This is a genomic window from Caldithrix sp. (genome assembly GCF_056497305.1).
The window spans coordinates 20,482-44,856 of the sequence record NZ_JBSMDE010000075.1; the positions used below are offsets into that span (position 1 = coordinate 20,482).

23 protein-coding genes are annotated in these 24,375 nt (G+C 45.4%); 8 read left to right on the plus strand and 15 right to left on the minus strand.

Translation table 11 applies throughout. The annotated features are described in order from the left end of the window. Positions 1-45 precede the first annotated feature (45 nt). The 11 genes from ACWB0I_RS06405 to porX all read right to left on the minus strand — a co-directional run bounded on the left by ACWB0I_RS06405 (position 46) and on the right by porX (position 9,526). A complete protein-coding gene (locus ACWB0I_RS06405; RefSeq protein WP_479387218.1) occupies positions 46-423 on the minus strand; it encodes a response regulator in 378 nt (125 codons plus the stop codon). Positions 424-440: 17 nt separating this feature from the next. After that, the gene (locus ACWB0I_RS06410; protein WP_479387219.1) at positions 441-656 is read right to left on the minus strand and encodes a hypothetical protein; all 216 of its coding nucleotides are present in this window, start codon (positions 654-656) and stop codon (positions 441-443) included. Positions 657-850: 194 nt separating this feature from the next. Beyond that, on the minus strand, positions 851-2,203 hold the full coding sequence (locus tag ACWB0I_RS06415) for a sigma-54-dependent transcriptional regulator (protein ID WP_479387220.1): 1,353 nt from the start codon (positions 2,201-2,203) through the stop codon (positions 851-853). Further along, positions 2,196-3,245, minus strand: a complete 1,050-nt coding sequence (locus ACWB0I_RS06420; protein WP_479387221.1) for an ATP-binding protein — start codon at positions 3,243-3,245, stop codon at positions 2,196-2,198. Before ACWB0I_RS06420 ends, ACWB0I_RS06415 begins: the two co-directional genes overlap by 8 nt. Then, a complete protein-coding gene (mazG, locus tag ACWB0I_RS06425; RefSeq protein WP_479387222.1) occupies positions 3,235-4,011 on the minus strand; it encodes a nucleoside triphosphate pyrophosphohydrolase in 777 nt (258 codons plus the stop codon). Before mazG ends, ACWB0I_RS06420 begins: the two co-directional genes overlap by 11 nt. Then, positions 4,001-4,672 carry a fumarylacetoacetate hydrolase family protein gene (locus ACWB0I_RS06430; RefSeq protein WP_479387223.1) on the minus strand — a complete coding sequence of 224 codons (672 nt, stop codon included), beginning with the start codon at positions 4,670-4,672 and terminating at the stop codon, positions 4,001-4,003. Before ACWB0I_RS06430 ends, mazG begins: the two co-directional genes overlap by 11 nt. Beyond that, positions 4,673-5,983 (minus strand): homoserine dehydrogenase, encoded by a 1,311-nt coding sequence (locus tag ACWB0I_RS06435; RefSeq protein ID WP_479387224.1) that lies wholly within the window; start codon positions 5,981-5,983, stop codon positions 4,673-4,675. Positions 5,984-6,000: 17 nt separating this feature from the next. Next, positions 6,001-6,405, minus strand: a complete 405-nt coding sequence (locus ACWB0I_RS06440; RefSeq protein WP_479387225.1) for an ExbD/TolR family protein — start codon at positions 6,403-6,405, stop codon at positions 6,001-6,003. A gap of 10 nt (positions 6,406-6,415) precedes the next feature. Continuing rightward, on the minus strand, positions 6,416-7,051 hold the full coding sequence (locus ACWB0I_RS06445; RefSeq protein ID WP_479387226.1) for a MotA/TolQ/ExbB proton channel family protein: 636 nt from the start codon (positions 7,049-7,051) through the stop codon (positions 6,416-6,418). 3 nt (positions 7,052-7,054) lie between these two features. Beyond that, positions 7,055-7,951, minus strand: a complete 897-nt coding sequence (locus tag ACWB0I_RS06450) for an energy transducer TonB (protein ID WP_479387227.1) — start codon at positions 7,949-7,951, stop codon at positions 7,055-7,057. A gap of 18 nt (positions 7,952-7,969) precedes the next feature. Then, positions 7,970-9,526 (minus strand): T9SS response regulator signal transducer PorX, encoded by a 1,557-nt coding sequence (gene porX, locus ACWB0I_RS06455; protein WP_479387228.1) that lies wholly within the window; start codon positions 9,524-9,526, stop codon positions 7,970-7,972. Positions 9,527-9,908: 382 nt separating this feature from the next. On the opposite strand from porX, the gene ACWB0I_RS06460 reads away from it, so the two are divergent. From ACWB0I_RS06460 to ACWB0I_RS06495, 8 genes are all read left to right on the plus strand, one after another. Next, entirely contained in the window at positions 9,909-11,072 is a 1,164-nt protein-coding gene (locus ACWB0I_RS06460) for an acyl-CoA dehydrogenase family protein (protein ID WP_479387229.1), read from the plus strand. Next, on the plus strand, positions 11,069-12,097 hold the full coding sequence (locus ACWB0I_RS06465; RefSeq protein ID WP_479387230.1) for an HD domain-containing phosphohydrolase: 1,029 nt from the start codon (positions 11,069-11,071) through the stop codon (positions 12,095-12,097). The genes ACWB0I_RS06460 and ACWB0I_RS06465 overlap by 4 nt, the downstream gene beginning before the upstream one ends. A 234-nt stretch (positions 12,098-12,331) precedes the next feature. Further along, on the plus strand, positions 12,332-15,274 hold the full coding sequence (locus tag ACWB0I_RS06470; protein ID WP_479387231.1) for a PKD domain-containing protein: 2,943 nt from the start codon (positions 12,332-12,334) through the stop codon (positions 15,272-15,274). A 138-nt stretch (positions 15,275-15,412) separates the two neighbouring features. Beyond that, a complete protein-coding gene (locus ACWB0I_RS06475; protein ID WP_479387232.1) occupies positions 15,413-16,555 on the plus strand; it encodes a C1 family peptidase in 1,143 nt (380 codons plus the stop codon). Continuing rightward, positions 16,552-17,856, plus strand: coding sequence for a hypothetical protein (locus tag ACWB0I_RS06480; protein ID WP_479387233.1), 1,305 nt, complete (start codon positions 16,552-16,554; stop codon positions 17,854-17,856). The genes ACWB0I_RS06475 and ACWB0I_RS06480 overlap by 4 nt, the downstream gene beginning before the upstream one ends. Before the next feature lie 5 nt (positions 17,857-17,861). Next, entirely contained in the window at positions 17,862-18,572 is a 711-nt protein-coding gene (locus tag ACWB0I_RS06485) for an ABC transporter ATP-binding protein (RefSeq protein ID WP_479387234.1), read from the plus strand. Positions 18,573-18,663: 91 nt separating this feature from the next. Next, positions 18,664-19,278, plus strand: a complete 615-nt coding sequence (gene lexA, locus ACWB0I_RS06490) for a transcriptional repressor LexA (protein ID WP_479387235.1) — start codon at positions 18,664-18,666, stop codon at positions 19,276-19,278. 21 nt (positions 19,279-19,299) lie between these two features. Next, positions 19,300-19,734 (plus strand): LexA family protein, encoded by a 435-nt coding sequence (locus ACWB0I_RS06495; protein WP_479387236.1) that lies wholly within the window; start codon positions 19,300-19,302, stop codon positions 19,732-19,734. A gap of 78 nt (positions 19,735-19,812) precedes the next feature. On the opposite strand, the gene ACWB0I_RS06500 is transcribed toward ACWB0I_RS06495, so the two are convergent. The 4 genes from ACWB0I_RS06500 to ACWB0I_RS06515 form a co-directional block, all read right to left on the minus strand. Beyond that, on the minus strand, positions 19,813-21,921 hold the full coding sequence (locus ACWB0I_RS06500; RefSeq protein ID WP_479387237.1) for a S8/S53 family peptidase: 2,109 nt from the start codon (positions 21,919-21,921) through the stop codon (positions 19,813-19,815). Between the two features lie 13 nt (positions 21,922-21,934). Beyond that, positions 21,935-22,255, minus strand: a complete 321-nt coding sequence (locus ACWB0I_RS06505) for a hypothetical protein (protein ID WP_479387238.1) — start codon at positions 22,253-22,255, stop codon at positions 21,935-21,937. Between the two features lie 162 nt (positions 22,256-22,417). Continuing rightward, positions 22,418-23,293 carry a mechanosensitive ion channel family protein gene (locus ACWB0I_RS06510; protein ID WP_479387239.1) on the minus strand — a complete coding sequence of 292 codons (876 nt, stop codon included), beginning with the start codon at positions 23,291-23,293 and terminating at the stop codon, positions 22,418-22,420. 603 nt (positions 23,294-23,896) lie between these two features. Next, positions 23,897-24,370, minus strand: coding sequence for a ferritin family protein (locus ACWB0I_RS06515; protein ID WP_479387240.1), 474 nt, complete (start codon positions 24,368-24,370; stop codon positions 23,897-23,899). Between the last annotated feature and the right edge of the window lie 5 nt (positions 24,371-24,375).

Here is a 24,375-nt window from a genome sequence, read left to right on the forward strand (position 1 = left end):
TACCAGATGTATGACAATGTAAGTTTCCATATTTACCACCAATGTTTAATTTTGTAAATACAAACTGCGAAAAATAGTCCAACGATCAATAAAATGTCTGAAATTTTTGATCTTGAATGGCTCAGAAACAATTTCCGTCAGATTATCAAATTCTACCAGATTAATATTTGATGCTTTATTTTTAATAAAGATAACAGGAATTTTTGCCGTAATCGGGTCGCGCCGTAAACGGCGGAAGAAATCTTGAGGAGCCTGTTCTACAAAGGTTTCGTCCACCACAATAACTTTGGGCCGCTGAAAATGGGCCTTTCTGAAAAGGTCGGATATCTGATTGATGGTAACCAGACGATAGTTGTAAATGCTCAGAATATCCTGTATTAATTTTGCCCGATATGGGTCTTGTTCACAAATAAAAATCTTCATGGTGCCCCCCTTTTAAGTTAATAGTTAACCACGGCATCCGTCAAAACCCGTGCTTTAATGGCCGAAGAAATGATGTTGGGCAGCACTTCCATCAATTCCTGCATGTTTTCCTTGTACACCGTTAAAATATCATCATTAGAAAACGATATCTTAATGGAATAATATCTTCGGCCCTGTTCATCCTGCAGGGTTTCAATTCTAAAATTTCCATCTAAAATTTTATCAATCATCATGACTCCTCCTGAGTTTTTGTTTTTTTAATTGCAACAAACATGCCAATCTGTATCTTATTGTTTTTATTGTAAGTTAAGACAATTACATCTTTGCGCCTCTTAACTTATTGTTTTTTAGTAAATTGTGCTGACCTTAATGTGGATAATTGTATTTTTTACAATTTTAGGGAGGGGCGAATTGCAGAATGTGCAAATCACTCTTTAAGGCGATTCATCAATGTGCGGTAGTTGATATTGAGGAATTCACAGGCCGCTTTTTTGTTTTTACCCACATGTTCATAGACCATTCGGACATACAGGCGGGTCATCTCTTCCAGGGTCAATCGATTATTTAAAGCGTTTTGAAGAATGGGGTTTTCCTTTTCGATTAATTCTTCCGGCAGGTCTTTTACGGTTAATTGCTTGGGATTGAGCACCAACATCCGGATCAATGTGTTTTTAAGCTGGCGCACATTCCCTTTCCATTCCAAACGGGATAAATAGGCTACCAGCATGGGATCAATGCGCGGTACAGACATTTTGTTTTCTGCGCAATAACTTTCTACAATGTGATTAATCAATGCCGGAATGTCATCCGGTCTTTCACGCAAAGGTGGAATGTGAATAGGGATGACGTTCAACCGATAAAACAGGTCTTCTCTAAAGTTGCCTTTTTTTACTTCTTCCACCAGGGAACGATTGGTGGCCGTAATGAGTCGGAAATCGGCGGTTAACTCTTTGGTTCCACCTAAGCGGTAAAAACGTTTTTCCTGAAGGACACGCAGCAGTTTTGCCTGAATGGAAGGAGGCAGGTCTCCGATCTCGTCCAGGAAAAGCGTACCGCCTTTGACCAATTCGATCTTCCCCTTTTTCAGGGATTGGGCTCCGGTAAAGGCCCCTTTTTCGTGTCCGAATAATTCATTTTCCAGAAGCGTTTCGGGCAAGGCTGCAGAGTTAATGGCAATGAATGGTTTGTTGGCCAGCTTGCTACGCCGATGAATATGCTGGGCAATAATCTCCTTGCCGACTCCGGATTCCCCGGTAATGAGCACCGGTTCTGTGGTGTCGCGAATTTGTTCGATTAAATGCAATATTTTTTGCATTTGCTGGCTTACGGCCACAATGCCTTCAAAAACCAGTTTTTCGTTCAATTTCCGACGCAACAGGCGGTTTTCCCGTTCCAGGGCCTGCATTTGTAAGGCACGCCGGACCATTAAAGGCAGTTCGTCTTTAATATTTTCCGATTTAAAAAAGTAGGATGAGGCGCCCCGACGTTGAGCTTCCAGGGCATGTTGATGATCCTGGGAAGAGGTAATGACAATAATCTGGACGTCGGTGCCCTGTGAAACGAAATAATCCAGCAATTCAAGCCCCAGCTCAATTTTGGGCAGGCCTAAATCGAGGATGACAATGTCTGGCAAAAAACGCGTAAATATCTTTTTGGCCTTTTCTACATCCCCGGCAAATTCGAAAATGTAGCGATTCCCCAGCCATTTACGAAAACTTTGTTGCCAGATTACATTATCTTCAACGATTAAAATCTTTTGATTGTGCGGTTGTTTAATCATGGTCTTTCATTGGCCAGTACAAACTTACTTTTGTCCTGCCATCCCTGGACGATTGCACATCTAAAAATCCCTGATGCGCCTCCACGATTTTCTGGCTGATTGCCAACCCAAAACCAGGATGCCCGTCTTCCTTCCAGGTTGTAAAATAGGGTGTCCTAACCCAGGGTAAAAAATCGGGATTAATACTTGAACCCTCATTAATAATCGTTACAATCAGCCATTCTTTTAGAAAAAAATGCAAATCCACCCTGGCCTTTGAAATTTTTACCCGGATTTTGCCGGCATCCTGCCGCGAAGCTTTAAAGGCATTCATCAGGGCCTCTTTCACGGCCATATTAAAAAGCTCAAGGTCTACCTCAATGGTGTCGGTCTCTGTAATCCCCGAATATTCCACTTTTTCCCGTAAAATCCTGAAAGCAGGCTCGTCCAGTGTGGCATGGATGAGCTCTCTGATGTTTACTTCGGTTTTAAGGATTTCCAGATCCCGCACAAAAAACAACAAGCGCTGATTCAATTTTTCCTGGTATTTTAAGCGCTTTTCAATTTTTTGAGGTTCTTTTTGCGGATCCTGCCAGAGACGCATTAAGGCGTCAATATCATGAATCAGTTGAGAAATTTGATTGCCATATTCCAGGTTCTGCTCGGCAATAAGGTGAGCCGCATGGTTGTTAATCATCCGATGTATAATGCGCCAGTCCCGCACAAAGTGTTTCACTGTTTCTTTTTGTAAATCCTGTTCGGGCAGGATTAAAATAAAAGAAAGAGAAGAGTCGAGCTGTTCCGGAATGTGCACCTGGCTGAATGAATCGCCTAATCCCTGGTAAATCTGCTGCAACGAAGCGAATTTTTGCAAATCAGGGATTTGCAGATGGTTCTGGAAGAAGACCGACAGAGGGCTGGCACTACGTTGGTACTGAACCACCACAAAGGGCAATTGGGGTTGACTGTTTTTCAAGACCTGGCAGGCGGCGCGGGCAATCTCTGCCAGGCCCGCAGGGGCTTTCAAATACGATTCAAGTTGTTGTAAAAAATCACCGTTCATTCTTTTTAGCCTCTTCCCAGTGCTGATCCAATTCTTGTAAAGAGGCTTGCTTCATGGCCTGGGGATCGCCTCCGTATTGTTTTTCGATATGTTGAAAGCGTCGCAAAAATTTCCGATTGGTTTTGCGCAGGGCATCTTCGGCCGTAACATTTAAAAAGCGCGCCAGGTTTACCAGGGCAAAAAACACATCTCCCAGTTCATTTTCCTTTTCTTCCTGGCTTTGATTTTTCACGGCTTCTTTCAACTCCTGTAACTCTTCCATCACCTTGTCAATTACCGGCTCCATCTCAGGCCAATCGAAGCCCACGGTGGCCGCCTTCTCCTGTAATCGCTGGGCCTGAAGCAAGGCTGGCGCATTGCCGGGCACTCCGCTTAAAAGCGATTGACGGCCTTCGTTTTGCACTTTGCTGTGTTCCCAGTTTTCCTGCACGCTTTGCGCACTATTTACATTTTGATCGCCAAAAACGTGTGGATGGCGGTCTATCAATTTCTGTGAAATAGCGTTGACCACATCGGCAAAAGTAAAATAGCCGTTTTCAGATGCGATTTTACTATGGAAAACGATTTGCAGCAATAAATCGCCCAGCTCTTCTGCCAGCCTGGGCCATTGTTTCAGATCGATGGTTTCCAGAACCTCGTAGGTCTCTTCCAGCAAAAAAGGCCGTAAAGTTTCGTGTGTTTGCCTGGCATCCCAGGGACATTCCCTGCGCAAGCGATCCATGATCTGCAAGAGATCGTCCATTGTGTATTGTTGTTTATGCTCCATGGTCCCAGCTAACTACTTTGGTTTGCATATTGGCAATCGATTCAATTTCAGCTTCTACCATATCCCCCGGCACCAAAGGTCCCACTCCGGAGGGCGTTCCGGTTAAGATAATGTCTCCGGCTTCCAGAGGGAAAAATTTGCTGATGTAGGCGATGAGCTCCGGTATTTTAAACAACATCTGGCTGGTATTGCCTTTCTGACGCACCTGGCCATTGACCACCAGTTTTAGCTCCAGGTTCTGGGGATCTTCAATCTGTTCTGCCGGGAAAAATTCGGAAACCGGGCAGGCGTTTTTAAAACCCTTGGCAATAACCCAAGGACGACCGGCATCTTTAGCTTTCTTTTGCAAATCGCGCAAGGTTAAATCCAGAGCAATGCCATAGCCGGCCACAAATTCCAGCGCCTTGTCTACACCAATTTCGAAGCCTTCCTTACCGATTAGAACGGCTAATTCAATTTCGTGATGAACCGAACCATATTCGGTTGGGATGGCGATGGGCTCATCGAGGCGGCACAAAGCAGAATTTGGTTTGAGAAAAATAACCGGCTCATCAGCCCGTTTTGATTGCATTTCGGCAATATGTTCTGAATAATTTAAACCAACGCCAATTATTTTTGATGGCGTATAATGATTATTATTGATTAAACGAACAGACCGCATTTAGACCTCCTTCAGTATCCTGAACAATTTTACTCTGCCTCTGGTAATATCCAGGGCTTCCACATCATGAATCGATTTTCGTACCTCTTTTTCCTTTGCCTTGTCTATTAAAATGTGCACAAACCCAATAGAATTAACGTAAGATTTTTCGACTTCGGCGTGGGCCGAAGCGATGTTAATTTTATTTTTACCCAAAATGGTAGCAATCAGGCCCATTACACCTGGTTTGTCCTGACAGGGGAAGCGAATGTAGTAAGCAGATTCCACATCATCAATTGAAGCTACGGGTTTGTCATTCCAGTTCAAATGATACATATCCAGCCGACTGGGAGAATAACGAATGATGTTTCCCAGGAACAACAGGTCCCTTAGAATAAGACTATTCGTTGCCTCCAGGCCCACGCCTTTTCCGTAAACCATGAAATCATCCAGCAAATCTGTTTCGATTAAATATGCGTTGTGCTCGCCTCTAACCAGGGCCAGAGGGTGATTTTTAGGCACCAGAGTTGGATGAACCCGTACTTCAAATCGATCACCATGGTCGCGAATGATGGCCAGAAATTTAAACACGTAGCCAAAATCGCCGGCACATTTAATATCGAAGTCCGTAATCTGGGCAATCCCTTCGGCGTACACCTCAAGATAATTAATGTCAATGCCAAAAGCAGCAGCGGCCAGAATTGCCACCTTTTGAGCCGCGTCCGATCCTTCGTAATCCACGATGGACAGATTTTCTCCGGCTTCTAAAATTTCTTTTGATTTGAGCGCTTCTTTTAAAGAGATGCGCTCTTCGCTCATTTTGGTTAATATTAAATTGGACGTCCCACTTAAAATGCCGTACAGAGCTTTAACTTCATTAGCCAGCAGGTCCCGTTGGATGGTGCTGATAATCGGGACGCCTCCGCCCAGTGAGGGTTCAGGCTGAATGTAAATTCGGTTCTCGTTGGCCAGATCGGCCAGTTCATGCATGCGCGCCGCCAGCAGCGTGCGGTTGGCAGAAATTAAATGTATTTTACAGGAGATCACTTTCTTAATAACCTGAAAAGTGGGCTCAATTCCTCCCATGGCATCAATGGCAATTTTGATTTCCTGATCGGCTACAATCTCATCAACATTGGTAGTTATCAGGGAGTGATCGACAAAATCCGGACGACTGAACTGTTTATGTTTGACCAGGATCTTTTTAAGGTTCAGATTAAAGCCCGTTTTGCGTAAAATTTCTTCCTTTTTGGCTTCCCACAAACGGTAAAAACTCTGGCCCAGTTTGCCCAGTCCCAGAAGGGCGAAATTAATATCTTTTTTTCGTGGCATGAAAAATCCCTGTTATTTTATTCCTGCGGTTTTACCGTTGAAACTACGATTTTGTAGATGCCCTGTTGACGTAGCAAATCCATAATCGTAATAACCAAACCATGGGGAACGGCAGCATCGGCTTTTACAACAATGCTTTTGTCTTCCCGAATGTCCGATAATTTTTTTACTTCATCAATTAAATTGTTAATCGAAACAATATTGTCATTGAGAAAAATATTCTGGTCTTTATCCACATAAATGATGACGCGCTGTGTAGTGTGGCCCTCTGAACTTTTAGCTTTGGGCAGGTCCAGCTCGATACCCGGCTGTTCCAGGAAAGTAGAAGACACAGCAAAGAAAATAATCAAAATGAACAGCACATCGATCAATGGCGTCAGATTAATGGAAAGCCTTTTCTTTTCTTTCACCAATAATTTCATTTGATATCACCTACTTTTCAATGGTTTCGCCAATTGGCGTCTGTTTCATGTGCATGATTTTATTCACCAGTTGATTGGTGTATTTTTCAATGTCCAGGATTAGATTTTCGGACTTGTGGGAAAAATAGTAGTAAGCAATCAGCGCCGGGATGCCGACAAAAAGGCCGGTAACCGTAGTCAGGAGCGCTTGTGAAATGCCGCCGGAAAGCGCGGCCGTTTGCCCAATGCCCTGATCCTGAATCACATTAAAAACCTGCACCATGCCTAAAACCGTCCCTAAAAGCCCCATGAGCGGCGCCACGGCGGCAATGGCTTCTAACCAGACCAGCCCGCGCTGCAAAACGCGTATTTCCTGCCGGCCCTGATCTTCTAAGATTTCCCGCATCTCTTCTTTAGTCACCTGAAAATTATCTAACGCCATCAGAATGATGTTGGAAAGGGGGCCGCTGTACTTCTGGCAAATGTTGCGGGCCAGGTCAATATCTTTTAATGAGCTGAAGTTTTCAACCACAGAAAGAATCTCCGGTACCAGGATCTTCTTCTTTCTTAACGAAATAGCGCGCTCAATAATAAAAGCCACCGCAATGAGCGAAGTGAGTGCCAGTGGATACATCATAATTCCACCGCGCTGGAAAAGTTCTAACATAAATCATCTCCCCTGTCTTAAATCCGGATAAATTAGTTTGGCCGTTATGGTTAAATTTTCTTCCGGAAAATCTTCCGGAAGTGGAAGGAATGGAAACACCGCCTTAATTGCCTCGCTACTGGCCACCTCTAAAGATTTGTGACCGACCTGCTTCAATACGGCAAAATCGATTAATTGCCCATCGCGATCAATGGTAAAACGGATGATGGTGTAGCCGTGAATGAGCCCTAACTGATAGTAGGCGGGCGGTGCAAACCATACCTGGTACAACTTGTTTTTAAACGCATTTACGTACGGCGCCCATTCCCACTTGTACGTACTGAGTGAGATGGCTCCGATGTCTTCCACAGAAAACTTTTTTTGATTCATGACCTGATTGGCGCCCGGCTGAAATTGGGATTGCTGAGCCAGTGCTTCAGGCCTGGACGAAGTTTGGTCCAGAGGTTGAGTCTTACTCCCTTCGCCAACCAACGCTTGTTTATTGAAGGTCTTGGTCTGAAAAGTCTGAAAATTTTTAAAACTTGGGGCAGCGGAATAATCCGGCAAATTTACATTGCCCGTACTCTTTGGTAAAGCCCCCGTCTGAACGGTTCGCTCCGGATTCCTGGCTCTTGAGTTTTGATCGGACAGAAGATCGGTGTCTTCCGGTTTTTCATTGTTTTCGTTCACATTCTCAACGATTTTCCATTCCTTTGTTTTTGGTTTGTTTTCCGGAAAAGTGATGACCACCTCTTCGGGCGGGCTTTTCTCTGCAATCTTTATTTTGCTGTCCAGTACATTTTCTTTTGTTAACAGCCAGAAGATGAACAGGTGAAAAAGCAAGGAAAGAATAAAGGCCAGAATGATGACCTGCTTCTCCCTTTCCTGACTTTCGGCTTTGATGTTTAAAGAAAACTGCATAAGGGCCCGGAATTACACTTACTGTTTGTACTCTAATTTAACGATGGGTAAAATCATCTCTTCAATGGACACCCCACCGTGCTGAAAACTATCTTTGTAATAATTCAAATACTTATTGTAATTGGTCGGATAAACCAGATAAAAATCTTCTTTGGCAAAAACATAGGTTGTATTAATTCCCCGTTTTGGCAGGCGCCATTCCGCCGGTTCCTTAATAAAGATCGTCTGTTTGGGATCAGCTTTTAAACTGCGGCCATACTTGTAGCGCAAATTGGTCGACGTTTCGCGATCCCCAATCACCTTGGTACCCCGTAAACCGCGCACACTACCATGATCCGACGTAATAAATACCGTTGTCCCGCTCTTACCTATTTCTTTGATGATGGAAAGGAGCGGTGAATGCTCGAACCAGGAGCGCGTCAAAGTTCGGAATGCGGCTTCGTCCGGAGCAATCTCTTTTAAGATCGGTAAATCAGAGCGACTGTGAGCAATAATATCAACAATATTGACCACAATGGAAAGTAATTGGGCATCCATTAAATTGTTTAAACTTTTGCTCAGGCGACGTAAATCATCACTGTTCATCACCTTGACATATTTTAATTTATTTCCCAGATCCAGGCCATGGCGTTTTAATTGCAAATCCAGTAACTCTTTTTCATAGCGATTTAAACTCTCATCGTCCTCATTTAAGGACCACAGATCAGGATAGTACTTCTCAATATCTTCCGGGAAAAGACCGCTAAACAGCGCATTGCGCGAGAAGGGTGTGGCCGTGGGTAGAATGGAGTAATAGTGCCGGCGATCAATGCGAAACCATTCTGAAAAGTAGGGTTCCAGGGATAACCACTGATCCAGACGCAGACAGTCGATGACCACAAAAGCTACTTTTTTGCCCTTTTGTAAAGAAGGCAAAACATATTTTTGCACAATGTCGGTACTAAACAGCGGTCGATCATGTTGTTTTTCGCTGTGCACCCAGGAAGCATAATGTTTTTCAATAAATTTTCCAAACTCTACGTTCATCTCACGACGATGGTCATACAAAATCTGCCTGAAATTCTGATCCAACAGTTCATCCAGGTCCATATCCAGCCTAAACATTTTAATAGCCAGATCAATCCACTCTTCGGTTGACAGGGGATTCATCAAAGCCAGGGAAAGCTGGCTCATTTGATTACTGAGTACCTGGGTACGATGTTCTTCAATAATGTTTTTGCGATCCAGAATCTTTTTACAGGCCATTAAAATTTGACTGGGATTAACCGGCTTGGTCAGGTAATCGTCAATGCGCTGGCCAATGGCTTCTTCCATGAGCGACTCTTCTTCGTTCTTGGTAATCATAATTACCGGAAGGTAGGGATAAAGATCTTTGATCTCATTCAGGGTGGTCAATCCATCTTTACCAGGCATCATCTCATCAATTAAAACCAGATCAAAATCCTGGTGTTTTACCTGGTAAAGAGCATCGTCTCCGTTGGTAGCTGTGGCCACATCATATCCTTTTTCTTTAAGAAACAGAATGTGGGCCTGTAATCTTTCTATTTCATCATCTACCCATAAAATACGCGGCATGTGTTCTCCACATTTTATTATTTGAAAACTTAAAACTATTTATTTTGTGCCCTTGTTCCAAATAATTGTAAATAAAAGATTTTTACTGCAGCAAAGGCCGTTACATCCTTTTTGATTCTTTCCACAGGCGATAATTTAATCCCAAAACAGATAAAATTAAATTTTTTATGAAGTGAACTGATCTTCATAAGACGTAAAGCGACACATTTTCAAATGAACGCAAGCTCTTTGTGTACAATTTAAAATGTCCTTGAATTAAATAATGAAAAAAATGCTTTGCCCATACAAAGTTTGCATTTATTTTTTGAGAAAGTAATATTAAATTTGCGAATACTCATCCAAATTGATTATCTTGTACATTCTTTAATTGAGGGATTATTCTATGATCGAGAGCAGCGACTTTTTACACCTTTTTGAGGAACTTTCTGAAGACGAAAAAATGATCATGCAAACCTTGCGTGAATTCGTCAATGAGCAATACATCCCGATTATTCGCGACTACCACGCGCGCGCTGAATTTCCCTTTGAGCTGGTGCCCAGGCTGGCCGAATTGGGATTGTTTGGCATTACCATTCCCGAGGAATACGGTGGAGCCGGCTTAAGTTACTTTATTTACGGCCTGGCCATGCAAGAACTGGAACGCGGAGACAGTGGTCTGCGCTCCATGGGATCGGTGCAGAACAGCCTGGTCATGTTTCCCATTTACCAGTACGGTTCAGAAACGCAAAAAAAGAAGTGGTTGCCTTTGCTGGCCAGCGGGCAGAAAATTGGCTGTTTTGGCTTAACCGAACCGGATCACGGTTCCGACCCCGGCGGCATGGAAACCCGGGCCCAAAAGATTGACGGCGGCTGGCGAATTAATGGCAGTAAAATGTGGATCACCAATGGCAGCATGGCCGATCTTGCCGTTGTCTGGGCTAAAACGGATGAAGGCATTGGCGGATTTTTAGTGGAAAAGGGGACCAAAGGATTCACGCAAAATAAAATCCATGGTAAGTTTTCGCTACGCGCTTCCGATACAGGCGAACTGGTTTTTGAAGATTGTGAAATTCCTGAAGAAAACCGCTTGCCCCTGGCCAAGGGACTGCGTGCTCCGCTGTCCTGTTTAAACGAAGCGCGTTACGGCATTGCCTGGGGAGCAATCGGAGCGGCCATGGCCTGTTACGAAGAAGTGCGCGAATACGCCTTAACGCGCCGTCAATTCTCCCGTCCCATAGCGGGCTTCCAGCTTGTTCAACAAAAATTAGTGGAAATGATTAACGAAATTACCAAAGGTTTGTTGCTTAATTTTAGAATCGGCCGAATGAAAGATGAAGGGAAAGCCAGACACTACCACATTTCTCTGGCCAAACGCAATAATGTGCACCAGGCTTTGCAAATCGCTCGCAGCGCACGCTCCATTCTGGCGGCCAATGGCATTATTGATGAATACCAGACCATTCGGCATATGTTGAATCTTGAATCGGTGTACACCTACGAGGGGACGCATGATATTCACACCCTGATTGTTGGCGAAGCAATAACCGGAATTGAGGCATTCAGATGAACAAAGATAAAACAATCTTACTTGTAGAGGACGAACGCATTGCGTTTAACACCATTCTGGAAACACTGGAATTTTACGGCTACTCGTGTCACGGGGCAAACACCCTGAGCGAGGCTCTGGACTTAATCAAAAAAGTGCCCTTTGACTTGATTCTGGCGGATTACTTATTGCCGGACGGCACCTGCCTGGAGTTGTTGGAAGAGGTTAAGAAGTTCCGTTTCAATTTACCCTTTGTGGTTATTACCGCCGCTGAAAAACAGGAAATCATTCATGAGGCCATGGAAAAAGGCGCCACCGATTTTTTGAAAAAACCTTTCAATCTCAAAAATCTTCCGGCGATTATTGAACGCAATTTTGAACGATTGCGCATCGAGCAGAAAAAGAATTCCCCGCAAAAGGCGACGGTTCTCTTTAAAACCATTAAGGCCTTAATTGCAGCCTTAGAGGCCAAAGACCCTTACACCTCGGGCCATTCGTTACGCGTAGCCAGACACGCCCGCATGATGGCCATTGCTCTTAATTTGAGTGAAGAAGAACAATTTACCCTGGAATTGGCTGCCATTTTACACGATATCGGTAAAATCGGCATGCCGGACCACATTCTCAACAAAGCCTCCCATCTCCACGAGCTGGAATATCGCGTGGCCAAGGAACACCCGGTGGTAGGCAGCAACATTGTGGGTAAGATCGATGAACTCAAAGAGGTGGCGGCCATCATCCGTCATCACCACGAGCGCTTTGACGGCAGCGGCTACCCCGATGGTTTACAGGGCAACGTAATCCCGCGGCTGGCCCGCATTCTGGCCATTGTTGATGCCTATGAATCCATCGTCTCGCGTCGCGTTTACAAAGATGCTAAATCGCCCGAAGAAGCCCTTGAGGAAATTAAAAAATCCGCCGGTACACAATTCGACCCCCACCTGGTCCAGGTCTTTGATGCCATCATGCATTCCGAAATGGCCGGCCAAAAAATGCGTTTGAAAATTGAGGATTTTACCGATATTACAGATACCTCTTCTGTTTAATTGTGTAATGCCGGAAATTTAACAAATCTATTTTTAGTTAAAAATAAATTGGAGATTTTGCACGTTCTTTGAAACCTTTTTTCAGGTCTTATGGAAAAAGATCCGAAACCTGCCTTGTTTAACCCGCCTTCAAGGATGAAGAACACCACTCTTTTGCCTGTCAGCTTTTAAAGCAGCAATCGTTTAAATCGTATGGATTAAATTAGGTTCAATTAATTAAGAGGAGGAGCCCTGATGAGGTTCTTAGTTAATTTTTTTACACTTGTTTTGTTGCTCAGTGGCATGCTATTTGCCCAACAAGCAAAAATAAAACAGGTGCAACAACCTGACCGCACAGCGCCACGCTTTGTTGGTTTTAAAGAACACCAGATTGTCGTCAAGTTAGCCCCTGCTTTATTGGCAAAAGTGGACAAAGAAAAGGCACGCACGACAGGTCTGACAGGCATTGAACAACTGGATGCCTTAAATCGACAATTTGCTGTCCAGAGCATGGTTCAAAAATATCCGCACCTCAAAGCCCGCACCTATCAGGGCAGAACCATCGACCCCAGGCAGTGGTTTAAAGTGCAATTCAAGGCAGATGTTGATCCGGAACAGGTGGCCCGCACTTACCGCAGGCTGCGTGGTATTGTAGATGCTCAGCCCATCGGCATTCATGCGGTTGACGCCACTTTACCCAATGATCCGGATTTCAGCAAACAGTGGCATTTAGATCAAAGCAACGACCATGACATGGACGCTCCAGAGGCCTGGGAGATTGAAGATGGCAACGAAAACATCATCGTGGCCATTCTCGACACAGGCGTTCGCTACTACCACAAAGACCTTGGCGGGGCCAACGCTTCCTCTTCCAATCCGGAGGCAGCCCGAGGCAACATGTGGATTAACTGGGCCGAAAAAAACGGTCAGAGCGGTGTGGACGACGACGGTAATGGCTTTGTTGACGACTGGATTGGCTGGGATTTTGTGGATGGCGTTAATGGCTACCCGGGCGAAGACGACACCACGCCGGATAATGATCCGCGGGATTTTAACGGCCACGGAACGCACACCTCCGGCATCGTCGGCGCCATCAACAATAATGGCTACGCTGTGGCCTCTGCTGCCGGCGGCTTCCTCAATGGCAGCCAGACCGAAACCGGCAACGGCGTTAAAGTAATGGCTTTGCGCATCGGTTACTCGGGTTCATTCTTCATCTGGGAACAGGGCTACGTGAGCATGGATTTTGCCGCCGATGCCTTTTACTACGCTGCCGATAATGGCGCAAAGATCGCTTCCTGTAGCTGGGGATCGTCCAATTCCGGCGGCCTTGGCGATGCCATTGACTACTTTTTGGCCGGAGATCAGCGTCTTATTTTTAAATCCGCTGGAAACAACGACAACGAAGACACCGATTACATGACCGGTCGCTCTGACATAATCTCTGTGGCTGCCACCGACGCCAATGACAAAAAAGCCAGTTTTTCCAGCTATGGCACCTGGGTTGATATTTCTGCTCCGGGCGACAATATTTACTCCACTTACCACGACCATAATGATCCCAATACCGACTACGTCGCCTCTTTAAGCGGCACTTCCATGGCCGCCCCCAATGCCGCTGCTGTAGCCGCCCTGATCTGGTCCAAACATCCGGATTGGTCGGCCAGCCAGGTTAAACAACGCCTGTTCGACACCGCAGACCCCCTTGACGACCTGAACCCCACTTACGCCGGCAAATTAGGCGCGGGACGGGTCAACGCCTTTAACGCCGTAAACGATGGCGCCACACCGCCGCCTACCGCTGCCTTTACAGCCGATCCCACCAGCGGTTGCGCGCCTTTAACCGTACAGTTCACCGATCAATCCAGCGGACAGATCGATAGCTGGCAATGGGATTTTGGAGACGGCTCCACTTCCAGCGAGCAAAATCCGCAGCACACCTACAATAACCCGGGCACCTACACCGTTTCCCTGACGGTAAGCGGCCCCGGCGGATCGGACACAAACACGCAAACCGACCTGATTACAGTGTACGAGCCCATCAGCGCCGACTTTAGCGGTTCTCCCACCTCCGGTGATGCGCCACTAACCGTCAGCTTTACCGATCAATCCAGCGGTACGGTAACCGGCTGGCAATGGGATTTTGGCGACGGGACGACCTCCAGTGAGCAAAATCCACAACACACTTACAATAACGCCGGAACCTACACTGTGACCCTCACCGCCTCGAATTCCTGTGATTCGGACACCAGAACCAGGGTCGATTACATTACCGTCAATCAGCCCAGCGGCAATCCGCCGGTAGCTGATTTTTCCGCTTCTCCTACTTCTGGCGACGCTCCATTGACCGTTAATTTCACCGATCTTTCCAGCAATAATCCTACTTCCTGGAACTGGGATTTTGGCGACGGCGCCACTTCCACCGAACAGAATCCGACACACACCTACAACAACGCCGGCACTTACACCGTTTCCATGACAGCCAGCAATGCTTACGGCTCTGACACAAAAACCAAAGTGGATTACATTACCGTTAACCAGCCCAGTCAGCCCACCATGCATGTGAATCAGGTGAATGTAACCAAACAATCGTTCTGGATTATTACGCGCGGCAAAGCGGAAGTGCAGGTGCTGGACAGCAATGGGGCCGCGGTCGACAATGCCACGGTTGATGGCACCTGGACGGGCAGTGTTAGTGGTTCGGCCTCCGGCACAACCGATTCCAACGGCTGGGCTACCATTTACTCCTCCTGGGTCTTTGGCGATGGCGATTACACCTTTTGCGTCGATAATGTTTCTAAATCGGGCTGGCAATATGACGCCGCAGCCAATGTGGAAGAATGCGGTAGCACCACCGCCGCCAGCGCTCAGGTGGAACAATTAACCAATGTTAATCTGGAAGAGATTGAACTGCAATCGAACATTAAATTTGCTACCAATGCGCCCAATCCTTTCAACCCCACGACCACCATTACCTTTTTAGTGCCCAGAGCCATGCCCGTTCGTGTCGAGGTCTTCAACATCCTGGGGCAAAGCGTTAAGGTGTTGTTGGACCAGGTAAGCGAACCCGGCCTGAAACAGGTGAAGTGGAATGCGACCAATAACTCCGGAAATCGGGTTCCTTCCGGCGTTTATTTTTATCAGGTAACCTATGATCAAAATTTTAAAATCCGAAAAAAAGTAATCCTGCTAAAATAATGGCATCTGACAGGGAGCCGCTCCGCGCTCCCTGTTTTTTCTTCCCCATTTTGTAGCCTGGTTTCAGCCCCAACGTAATTTTGATCAAAACAAATTATTGTTTATTTTTAACAATAAAACTAAATCGTGGAGATCACAATGCGTCGCTTAATCGCCTGCCTATTATTGGCTTCTTCCGTGGTTTTTGGGCAATATCCAACATTTGACAGCGCAAGCTATCTAAAAAAACTGCACCAGCCGCAACATTTAAAAGAATTTAAACTGCTGGCCCATTTACCCGCCCTGGATCAGGGCACGACTTCGGCCTGCTGGGCCTTTGCCACCACCTCTTTCCTGGAAAGTGAAATGCAGCGTTTAGGATTGGACACGGTTCGTCTCTCTATGATGTACTCTTTCTTTCATGTGTACATCGAAAAGGTGCGTCGTTTCGTACAAACCCACGGCCAATCCCGCGTGTCACCTGGCGACCTCTTTACAGGCGTGCTGGACATGGTACAAAAATACGGCATCGTGCCCTATCAAAACTTTAGTGGGTTGCCGGAAAAGCAATCCGTTTATAATCAACATCCAATGTACGCGCAAATTGATTCGCTCCTGAAAGCCGTAAAAGCTCTACAATTGTGGGATGAGGACCTGGTGTTGTTCAAAGCCCGACAAATTTTGTACAAACACATGGGCGTTCCTCCGCAGGTCTTTAAATACAAAGGTCGACAATACGATCCCAAATCGTTCTTAAAAAAAGTGGTGCGTTTGCCCTGGGACGATTACGTCATGGTTACTTCGTTTCAGTACGCCCCCTATTATCAGTTCATTGAATTAAAAGTTCCGGATAACTGGACGCACAATAAGAACTATTTCAACGTTCCCCTTGCTGAATTTTACTCAGGAATTAAAAAGGCCTTAAAGCGGGGATTCTCCGTGGCCTTTGACAGCGACATTGGCGAACCGGGTCGTCAGGGTAAATTTGACGCCACCTTTGTTGTGCCTTTTGACATCCCCGGCCAATTCATTGATGCCAATGCCCGCGAACTGCGCTTCAATAACAAATCTACTACGGACGACCATCTGATGCATTTTGTGGGCTATTGTCGCAAACGGGGAGACGACTGGTTTTTAGCCAAGGATTCCTGGCGCACCGCCTGGGAAGGGAAACCGGAGTTTAATGGCTACTTTATGTTTCATGAAGATTATTTAAAGTTAAAAGTGCTGGCCTTTTTAGTGCACAAAGATGCCATTCCGGAAATCGTAAAGAAGATGAAACAAGCAAAATCAGAAAAGTGATTTTACCGTTACTGTTACGCCAATCGCTTAATTCTTTTCGTCAGTTAGGCCTCTGGCACCAGTTACAAAGCCTTCTACTCTGGGGCTTTGTTGTTCTGGCAGCGTCTTACTATTTACAGCCCTTTGTGGAAAACTGGCAAAAAACACATCCCCTTTTTTACCTTTTAGTCATTAATGGATTTCTTGTCTATTTGCTGGCGGCTTTTTCCTATTACCTGACGCGCCGTCTCCGCGGGCAATTGCCGCTTTCCTTGCTGCGCAGCCTGCCGCTTTCAACCTCCAGTGTGGTTCAGATTCTGGCTTACTACCTCCATCGCAACTGGAGCTGGGGCTGGCTGACCTTTTTCGTTTTTGGGACCGCAGAAATTCGCACAGATTTGCAAACGGCCATTCTTTTTGCAGGTTGCTTTGTTCTGGCCAGCGGAATGGCAACCTTTTTTAGCATCACAGCCTTCTTGCGCCTGCAAAACCGAAAGGGGTTTCTTGTGCTGCAACTGGGAACAACACTCCTTTTGTCTTCGGTCAGCGCCCTCTTTTTTTTAATCCCCGATCTTTTCGGACGAATGGAATTTCTTTTCCTGCTCCTGCTCCCGATTACCAGTTTTATTTTGTACAAAAACGCCAGAACACCTTTAGAGCACCTTTACCCTTTACTCCTCAAAAACCGTTTAAGGCCATCTGTACAAGGGCCACCGCTGCAATCCGTTAACGACTGGCTGGCTCTGTTAAAACGCAATTTTTATTCACTGTGGCGAGACCCCGCTTATCGTAAACAAAAAGTGCTTGTGCTGATCTCTATTCCGTTACTGGGCCAACTTTTCTTTACTCTTTTTACCGATCGCGCGGTTAACTTGTTTACCTTTTTTGTGTTATTTTTGATCTGGTGGCATTACGGGCAGTTCTTTACCCCGCAATATGGCCAACGGGAACCGGAATGGTTTTTTAAAACCTTACATTTGAATTTTCTTAAATATTTCACGGCCCGCTCTTTGGTTGAATTTGGCTTTATTCTGCTTCTTCTGTCTTTTTTCAGCTTTACCTTACATCTGGCGCACATCCCGATTACTGAACACTGGCAATTGCTGTTTGCACTGTTTCTGGCCGCAGCCGCTATTTTAATCTCCATGATGAGTTTCCAGATCATCTTTTTTGATGATCCCGCTACAGCCGGATTTACTTTTCACTTTTCGATTCTGTTCTTTCTAATTCTCACTTTGTGGGACAACTTCCTGGGCCCACTGGTTAGCCTTGTCTTTTTGTCTTTTTACCTTTTCAAAAGCTATCGCTTTTTAAGGAGCTGAAGAGCATGATACGATTACAGAATGTTTCCCTATTTTACGAAGATTTTCAAGCCTTAAAGAATGTCACTGCCACCATTCCATCCGGCAGCATTACCGGCCTGGCAGGAATTAACGGCGCCGGCAAGTCTTCATTGATTAAAAGCATGCTGGGCCTCTTTCAGGCCTTTGAAGGGCGGATCACCATTGACGAACACGATGTTAAAAAAGAGCGGAAATGGATCAAAACCCATTGCACCTACGCTCCGGAAGAGACCGAACTTTTTAACTATTTGAGCGGCCAGGAATTTTTACAGCTTGTGGCTGCGCTTCGTCGCGTAAAGGATGTTCCCCGGGCCATTGAGCGCATGGCCGTTTTGTTTGACATGCACGATTTTCTGCCCATTTTAATTGATGAATATTCGCACGGCATGCGCCAGAAGATGTTGCTCTCCGCCGCCCTGATTGATCAACCGGCTTACCTCTTTATTGACGAAGCCATCAACGGACTGGACACCCTTTCACTCTTGCGCCTTAAAGAACATCTTTTGACTTTAAAAAAAGAGGGCTCAACGATTGTGCTGGCCTCCCATGTGTTACCGATCCTTTCCGACTGGTGCGACCAGATCCTGATAATCCATCAGGGACAAATCATTAAAAATTTGAGTAAAGCAGAAATTGAGCAGGACAATCGCACGATTGAACAAATTTTCATTGCTTTAATCTCCGGCAACGATTAAAGTAAACTTAAAAACGCCCCACTTTCTCTTGACATTTTAATTGTACTTTTGTATAATGGTGTACAAAAGTTCATCCAAGCAGGAGAGCGTCATGAAAGCTCTTACAGCCAGACAAAAAGAAATTTTAGAACGTATTGCCAACCATATTCAGGAAAAGGGCTACCCGCCTTCGTATCAGGAGTTAGCCGATCAGATGAAGGTGAAGTCCAAATATGCCATCCTAAAACACATCGACGCCCTGGTGCAAAAAGGATATCTGGAAAAAGATTCTTCGGCCCGCGGTTTACGCATCATTGATCCCCGCTACCAGGTCCAATCCAGCAATGATGTACAGATCCCTTTGATCGGCCGCGTGGCCGCCGGTTTTCCCATCCTTTCTGAGGAAAATGTGGAAAGATACATTCCGGTTCCACGGGCTTTAATCAAAAAGGAAGGTCGTTACTTTGCTCTTAAGGTACAGGGCGACAGCATGATTAACGCTGGCATCCACGAAGACGACTTATTGATTGTGACCTCTACCAAACGTGCCAGAAACAAAGACATCGTGGTTGCCCTGGTTGGCGATGAAGTCACCGTTAAACGCCTGATTACCGAAAAAGGCAAAGCCTATTTAAAAGCGGAAAACCCTAATTATCATGACATTCATCCCCGCGGCGAGTGGTCTATTCAGGGGAAAGTGGTCGGGCTCATCCGCGAAATTCATTAAATTAGTTGAAGAATGCCAGGCATGAAACAAATGATCGATGATTCGCCTATGAAAGATGGCGTTAATGAATTTTACCAGATTCCAGTTATCGGAGAAGTCCATTTAAAAGAAGAAGACCGGCAGTTGTTACGCAAGTTCTCACTGGGAGAACTGATTCAAAATTTCAGTAAAGAAGATCGCGATTCCATTACGGTTCAGGCCATGGATAACGCTCTGGCCGGCGTTGGCATTTTAAAAGGCGATTTTTTAACCGTTAATCTGCAAAGCCGCTTGCGTTCCGGTGATATTGCTGCCGTAAAATTTGGAGAGAAACTTTTTATTCGAAAAATATTCTTCAATAAAAATTACATTCGCCTGGAAACTGCCGATGATCAACCCGCTCCTATCATCATTGAAGAAAAAACACCGGAAGTGATGATTTTGGGCAAGGTAACCATGGTTGTGCGCGAATTGTAGAGTTCGGACTTACCCACCTGTTTTGTGCTTTTGATCTCCCGCTGTTGCTAAAAAAAATTTAGTAAGGGGCCCCCTCTATTATTTTATGAAAACCATCTTCCTGGTCTGTTGTTTATACTCTGTAATCAACTGGTAAAAGTAAATGCCACTGGCATACGCCGAAGCGTTAAAGACAATCGATTTCCGGCCCGCTCTCTGTTCCTGGTTCACCAGCGTTTCAATGAGCTGGCCTCGGGCATTGAAAACGCGTAACACCACATTCTGTTTTTCCGGCAAATAGTATTCGATGGTCGTTAAAGGATTGAAGGGATTGGGATAGTTCTGGAGCAGAACAAAATCCTGGGGTGTATTTTCCGGCTGTTCAATGGTATCGGTAATAAAAGCATTGGTTAAATCGATGGCCCCAAAACCAAAAACCCGATCCCAGGTGTTGGGATTGTCTTTAACTTTCACCTGCTCAGCCGTAATACCTGGATCACGGTTTGTGCCCTGAGCATGATGCGACAAATAGTCGATGACTTCCTGCGGCCCCCAGGTTGGATTTTTTTCTAACAGCAAGGCAATAGCTCCGGCCGCCACCGGGGACGCCATGGAAGTCCCCTGCATGTACGCGTAGTGGTCTGTGTAGGGAGCAGGCGGTAAAAACTCGGGGGCAAATCCGGCGTCTCTGCTTCGGGCCGAAAGAATAATTGTACCTCCGGCAATGACATCGGGTTTTTGCTGGTCTGCGCCGGTGGGACCAATGGAACTGAAGGCCGCAATACCCCCTTCATCGCCGCTATTGGGGTAGTGGTAGGAATTACCATCGCTGGCCGGCCAGGTTTCTCTGGTAATAAAAGCGCCAACGCTAATCACCTTGGGCGTACAGGCATCATTGGCTAAGGTATAAGGATAAAAATTGTTACCGTACAAAGTCCCCTGTGAAAAAGCCCCATACGGCTGATCAATCACCGAACTATCGGCCCAGGCATGACGGGCTATTTTTCCGTTGCTGTTGGCATCGGAAAGGCCATTTAAGGTTAAGGTAAAGGTTTCGTTCTTTAAATTTGCATTGTCCATGAACACATAAACGCCTATTTTGCCATTGGCATGAGCCGAGGCAGGCAATAAATAGAGATCAATACCATTACTGCTTTTGTGCCCATTTTGAACCACATTGTTAATGGAACCCGAAGACCAGCTCAGGCTGACGGACAAGATGTTGTCGCCCTGTTCCAGCCATAGGGTCAAATATTTCACATAGCCAAAGTGAATCTGTTCTGAACTGACCACATTGTCTTTAAAATAATGGATGGCTTTTGCTCCGTCGTTGCCAGCCGATCGTACAATGATGCGGCCCGGGCCAACCAGATTTTGCACAGCGCTATTAAAATCGTCCGTGCCATCGTGCGGACCATACTGATGCCCCAGGCTGATGTTAATAACACAGGGTTTGTTCTGCTGATCTGCAATATCAAAAATGTAATTGATGGCATCCAGGATATCGGCATTTTTGTACGTTGTCTTTACGACCACAATGCTCGCCTGACGCGCTCCGCCATCTATGGTATCCGGCGGTGATGTGCTGGCATCGGCTCCGACAAACGAACCGGCCACGTGCGTGCCATGCCCATCGGTATCGTGATGGTTAACCACACTGTACGGCGCGCCCGATTGCAGATCCTGATTAATCTGCGCTTCGGTGAATTCGGTTCCATAGCTGTACCCTTCCGGAGCATTGCCATCGATTGTTTGATCCCAGATGGCCAGAATGCGCGTTTTGCCATCTTTTAAAAACATGGGATGGTAAAAATCAATGCCGGTATCAATGATGCCGGCGATCACGCCGGAGCCCATGTAGCCTTTTTCATATGCTTTAAATACATTCTGGTAACGCACGGCAATTGAGTTGAGAGGCTTGCTTTTAACTCCGTAGGTAATTCGCTCCACGCCTTGTACACCAACCAATTCGCCCAGCCTGGAGACGGGCAAGACCACCGTAGCGTATTGGCCCACAGTACTTTGAACATCAAACCCCGCCTGGTAAAGCCGATCTGCAATGTTCGCCTGCCCTTTGACAATTAAGTGTATTTGCTGTGGTTCACGCACTTTAGCCAGCCTGGTTCTGGTTACATGGTTTAAATAGGGATCGATAATCTGGGCCCAAAGAAAGGTAAGGCTTAAAAATAGAAACATAAAAATGCGCATGATGCTCTCCAAATTAATTATGATGGGGCTTTTGCTCGCCTCCGGAAATACGAATGATTCGCTTGTCCTTCAAAAGTAATTGCAACTGATCGCGTGTCAGGTGCCCTGTGTAATAATTTCCCTTAGCGTGTTTTAAAAAGCCATACTCTTTTAACGGGGCGTTACTGATAATCAAAACGGCTATCTTCTCTGATGTCACAGCAGCCGGCTTTTTCAGCCAATTCTGGACAAAAGGGTCCACCGAAACCGTTGCTTTTTGTTCAAGCGGTTTATTTGTTGAAATACAACCGATTAAGAAAAGTGAAGCGAGCAGGATTAAAATTTGTTTTTTCATGGCTTGTTCCCTATTTATTTTATTCCAACTTCTCTAATCGACCAAATATTTCAAAAATTAAACAAATCCATTAGCTCCAAAGTCTGCCAGAGCAGGCACGCATGTGGATAACGCTTTGACGCGTATTTCCACCCGGCCTCATCGCCCCTTTTTAAAATGACATTAACTGTTTTGCTTAAAAAATTGTGAAGCCGGAACTTCTTTAATGTACACGTCCTGTTGCGGAAAGGGAATTTCAATATTTCTTTCACGAAATTTGCGTACAATGGCACAGTTCAGTTCAGATTTAATCTGATGATGATGATGCGGTGATGGCAACCAGACACGTAGATTCAGGTTCCAGGCCGAATCGCCAAAGTTTTCAAAAATCACCTCCGGTTCAGGATGTTTTAAAACCTTCGGATTTTCCCTGGCAACCTCTTTTAAGGTGTCTAAAACCAGATCCAGATCGGAACTGTAAGCCACGCCTACTTTCACCTCAATTCGGACGCGCGTATCGCCATGCGACCAATTAACCACTTTATTGGAAATAAATTCAGAGTTTGGTACAATAATCGACACATTATTAAGCGTGCGAATGGTCGTTGAACGGATGTTGATATCCGTAACATCGCCTTCCAGATCGCCAATCATCACGCGATCTCCGATTTGAATGGGCCGTTCAAAAAGCAAAATCAAGCCGGCCACAAAATTGGAAGTAATATTTTGCAAGCCAAAACCAATACCCACTGACAACAACCCAAAAATTACAGCCAGACCGCTCAAATCAATGCCGATAAATTGAAAGGCAATGACGACGCCGGTAATCATCAGCAAATAGTGGCTGACGCGGATTAGAGTAAACTGCAGGCCAACCTCGACCCCAAATCGAATCAACAGGCGTTTTAAAATAAAGCGATTAAACAGTTTGGAGAAAATGAAAAAGAAGATTAGCATCAGGAAGAACAAAATAATAGAGGCCAGAGTAACTGGCGTTTGATTAATGGAAAAAAGGGTAAACGAAAAGATGGTTTCGACTTGATGAAAAATGCCTCCCATAGCGGCTCCTTCTATTTTCTTGTAAAAATATAGGTTACTCAGGAATTAAATGAAAATAAAAATAGTAGAAAATAAATGGGCAGCTGTTAGAATACTTCCTTCAAAAGATGTAATGCTTTAGCGTGTAAAAATTTTTGTGCGGTGTGAGGAAATAAAACTGTTGAATTGTTGATTTGTTGAATGGTTGAATGAGCATCGGGCCGACGTGCCGAATTCCCATTAATAATGAACAGGCCCATGAGAGGAAATCTCCTACACAGTTGCAAAATTTCCCCCACTGGTCTTCCCCCTCTCCCAGATTTTTATTCTGGGAGAGGGGTATCGAGGGGGTGAGGGCTAATTCGTGAAATGACTCATGCTGTTGGAGGAGTAAAGTTAAGAGGATATGAGTGTAAGAGTTAAAGGGTTCCAGGGCACCAGCCTGTCATTTTTTAAAGAAGTTTTTGGGGTGCGACTTTGCTGCCTTAGTTTTAAGGATTTGTTTTTCCATGGTTCGGCGCCGGGGGAAAAATGAATTCATCCCGGGAGCTCAGTCCAATTCAAACTAAGGCAGAGAGATCGCCGTTCACAGAAGAAAGCACAGGAAAGACAACCAATGGCGCCCTAATTCTCCGTTAAAATATCTTCGTCGTACATGCTTTCCAGGCGCATCTTGTGTCTGGATTCTTCAAGAGCCAGGCGCTCAAACAACGCTTTGACGGTCTGGTTTCCAGCAATGCTGGCCAGGTAGGTGTAAAGGCGGTTGGCTCCAATTTCTCTTTGAATGGCAATACGTAAAGCGTCTTCGTAGGTCATGTTCTCCTGGGCTTTTACCGGTACAAAATAATCGCCTAATTTTAAATCAATGACCGTTTCTTTGGGTCGGTCAAAGCTCTGGCCGGCATTAATTTTTTGCAACAACTCTTTGTGTTTTTGCTCTTCACCGGCAAATTCGAGCAATACTTCCCTGACGGCTCTGTTCTTTACCTTCTGACTCCACTGCTCATAAAAGGTCTTTGCTTCTTCTTCTTTTTCAATGGCAAACTGTAAAATTTCCTCAGTTGAAGCAAAACTTAAGTTTTTGTGCACTTTTTCCATCGCTT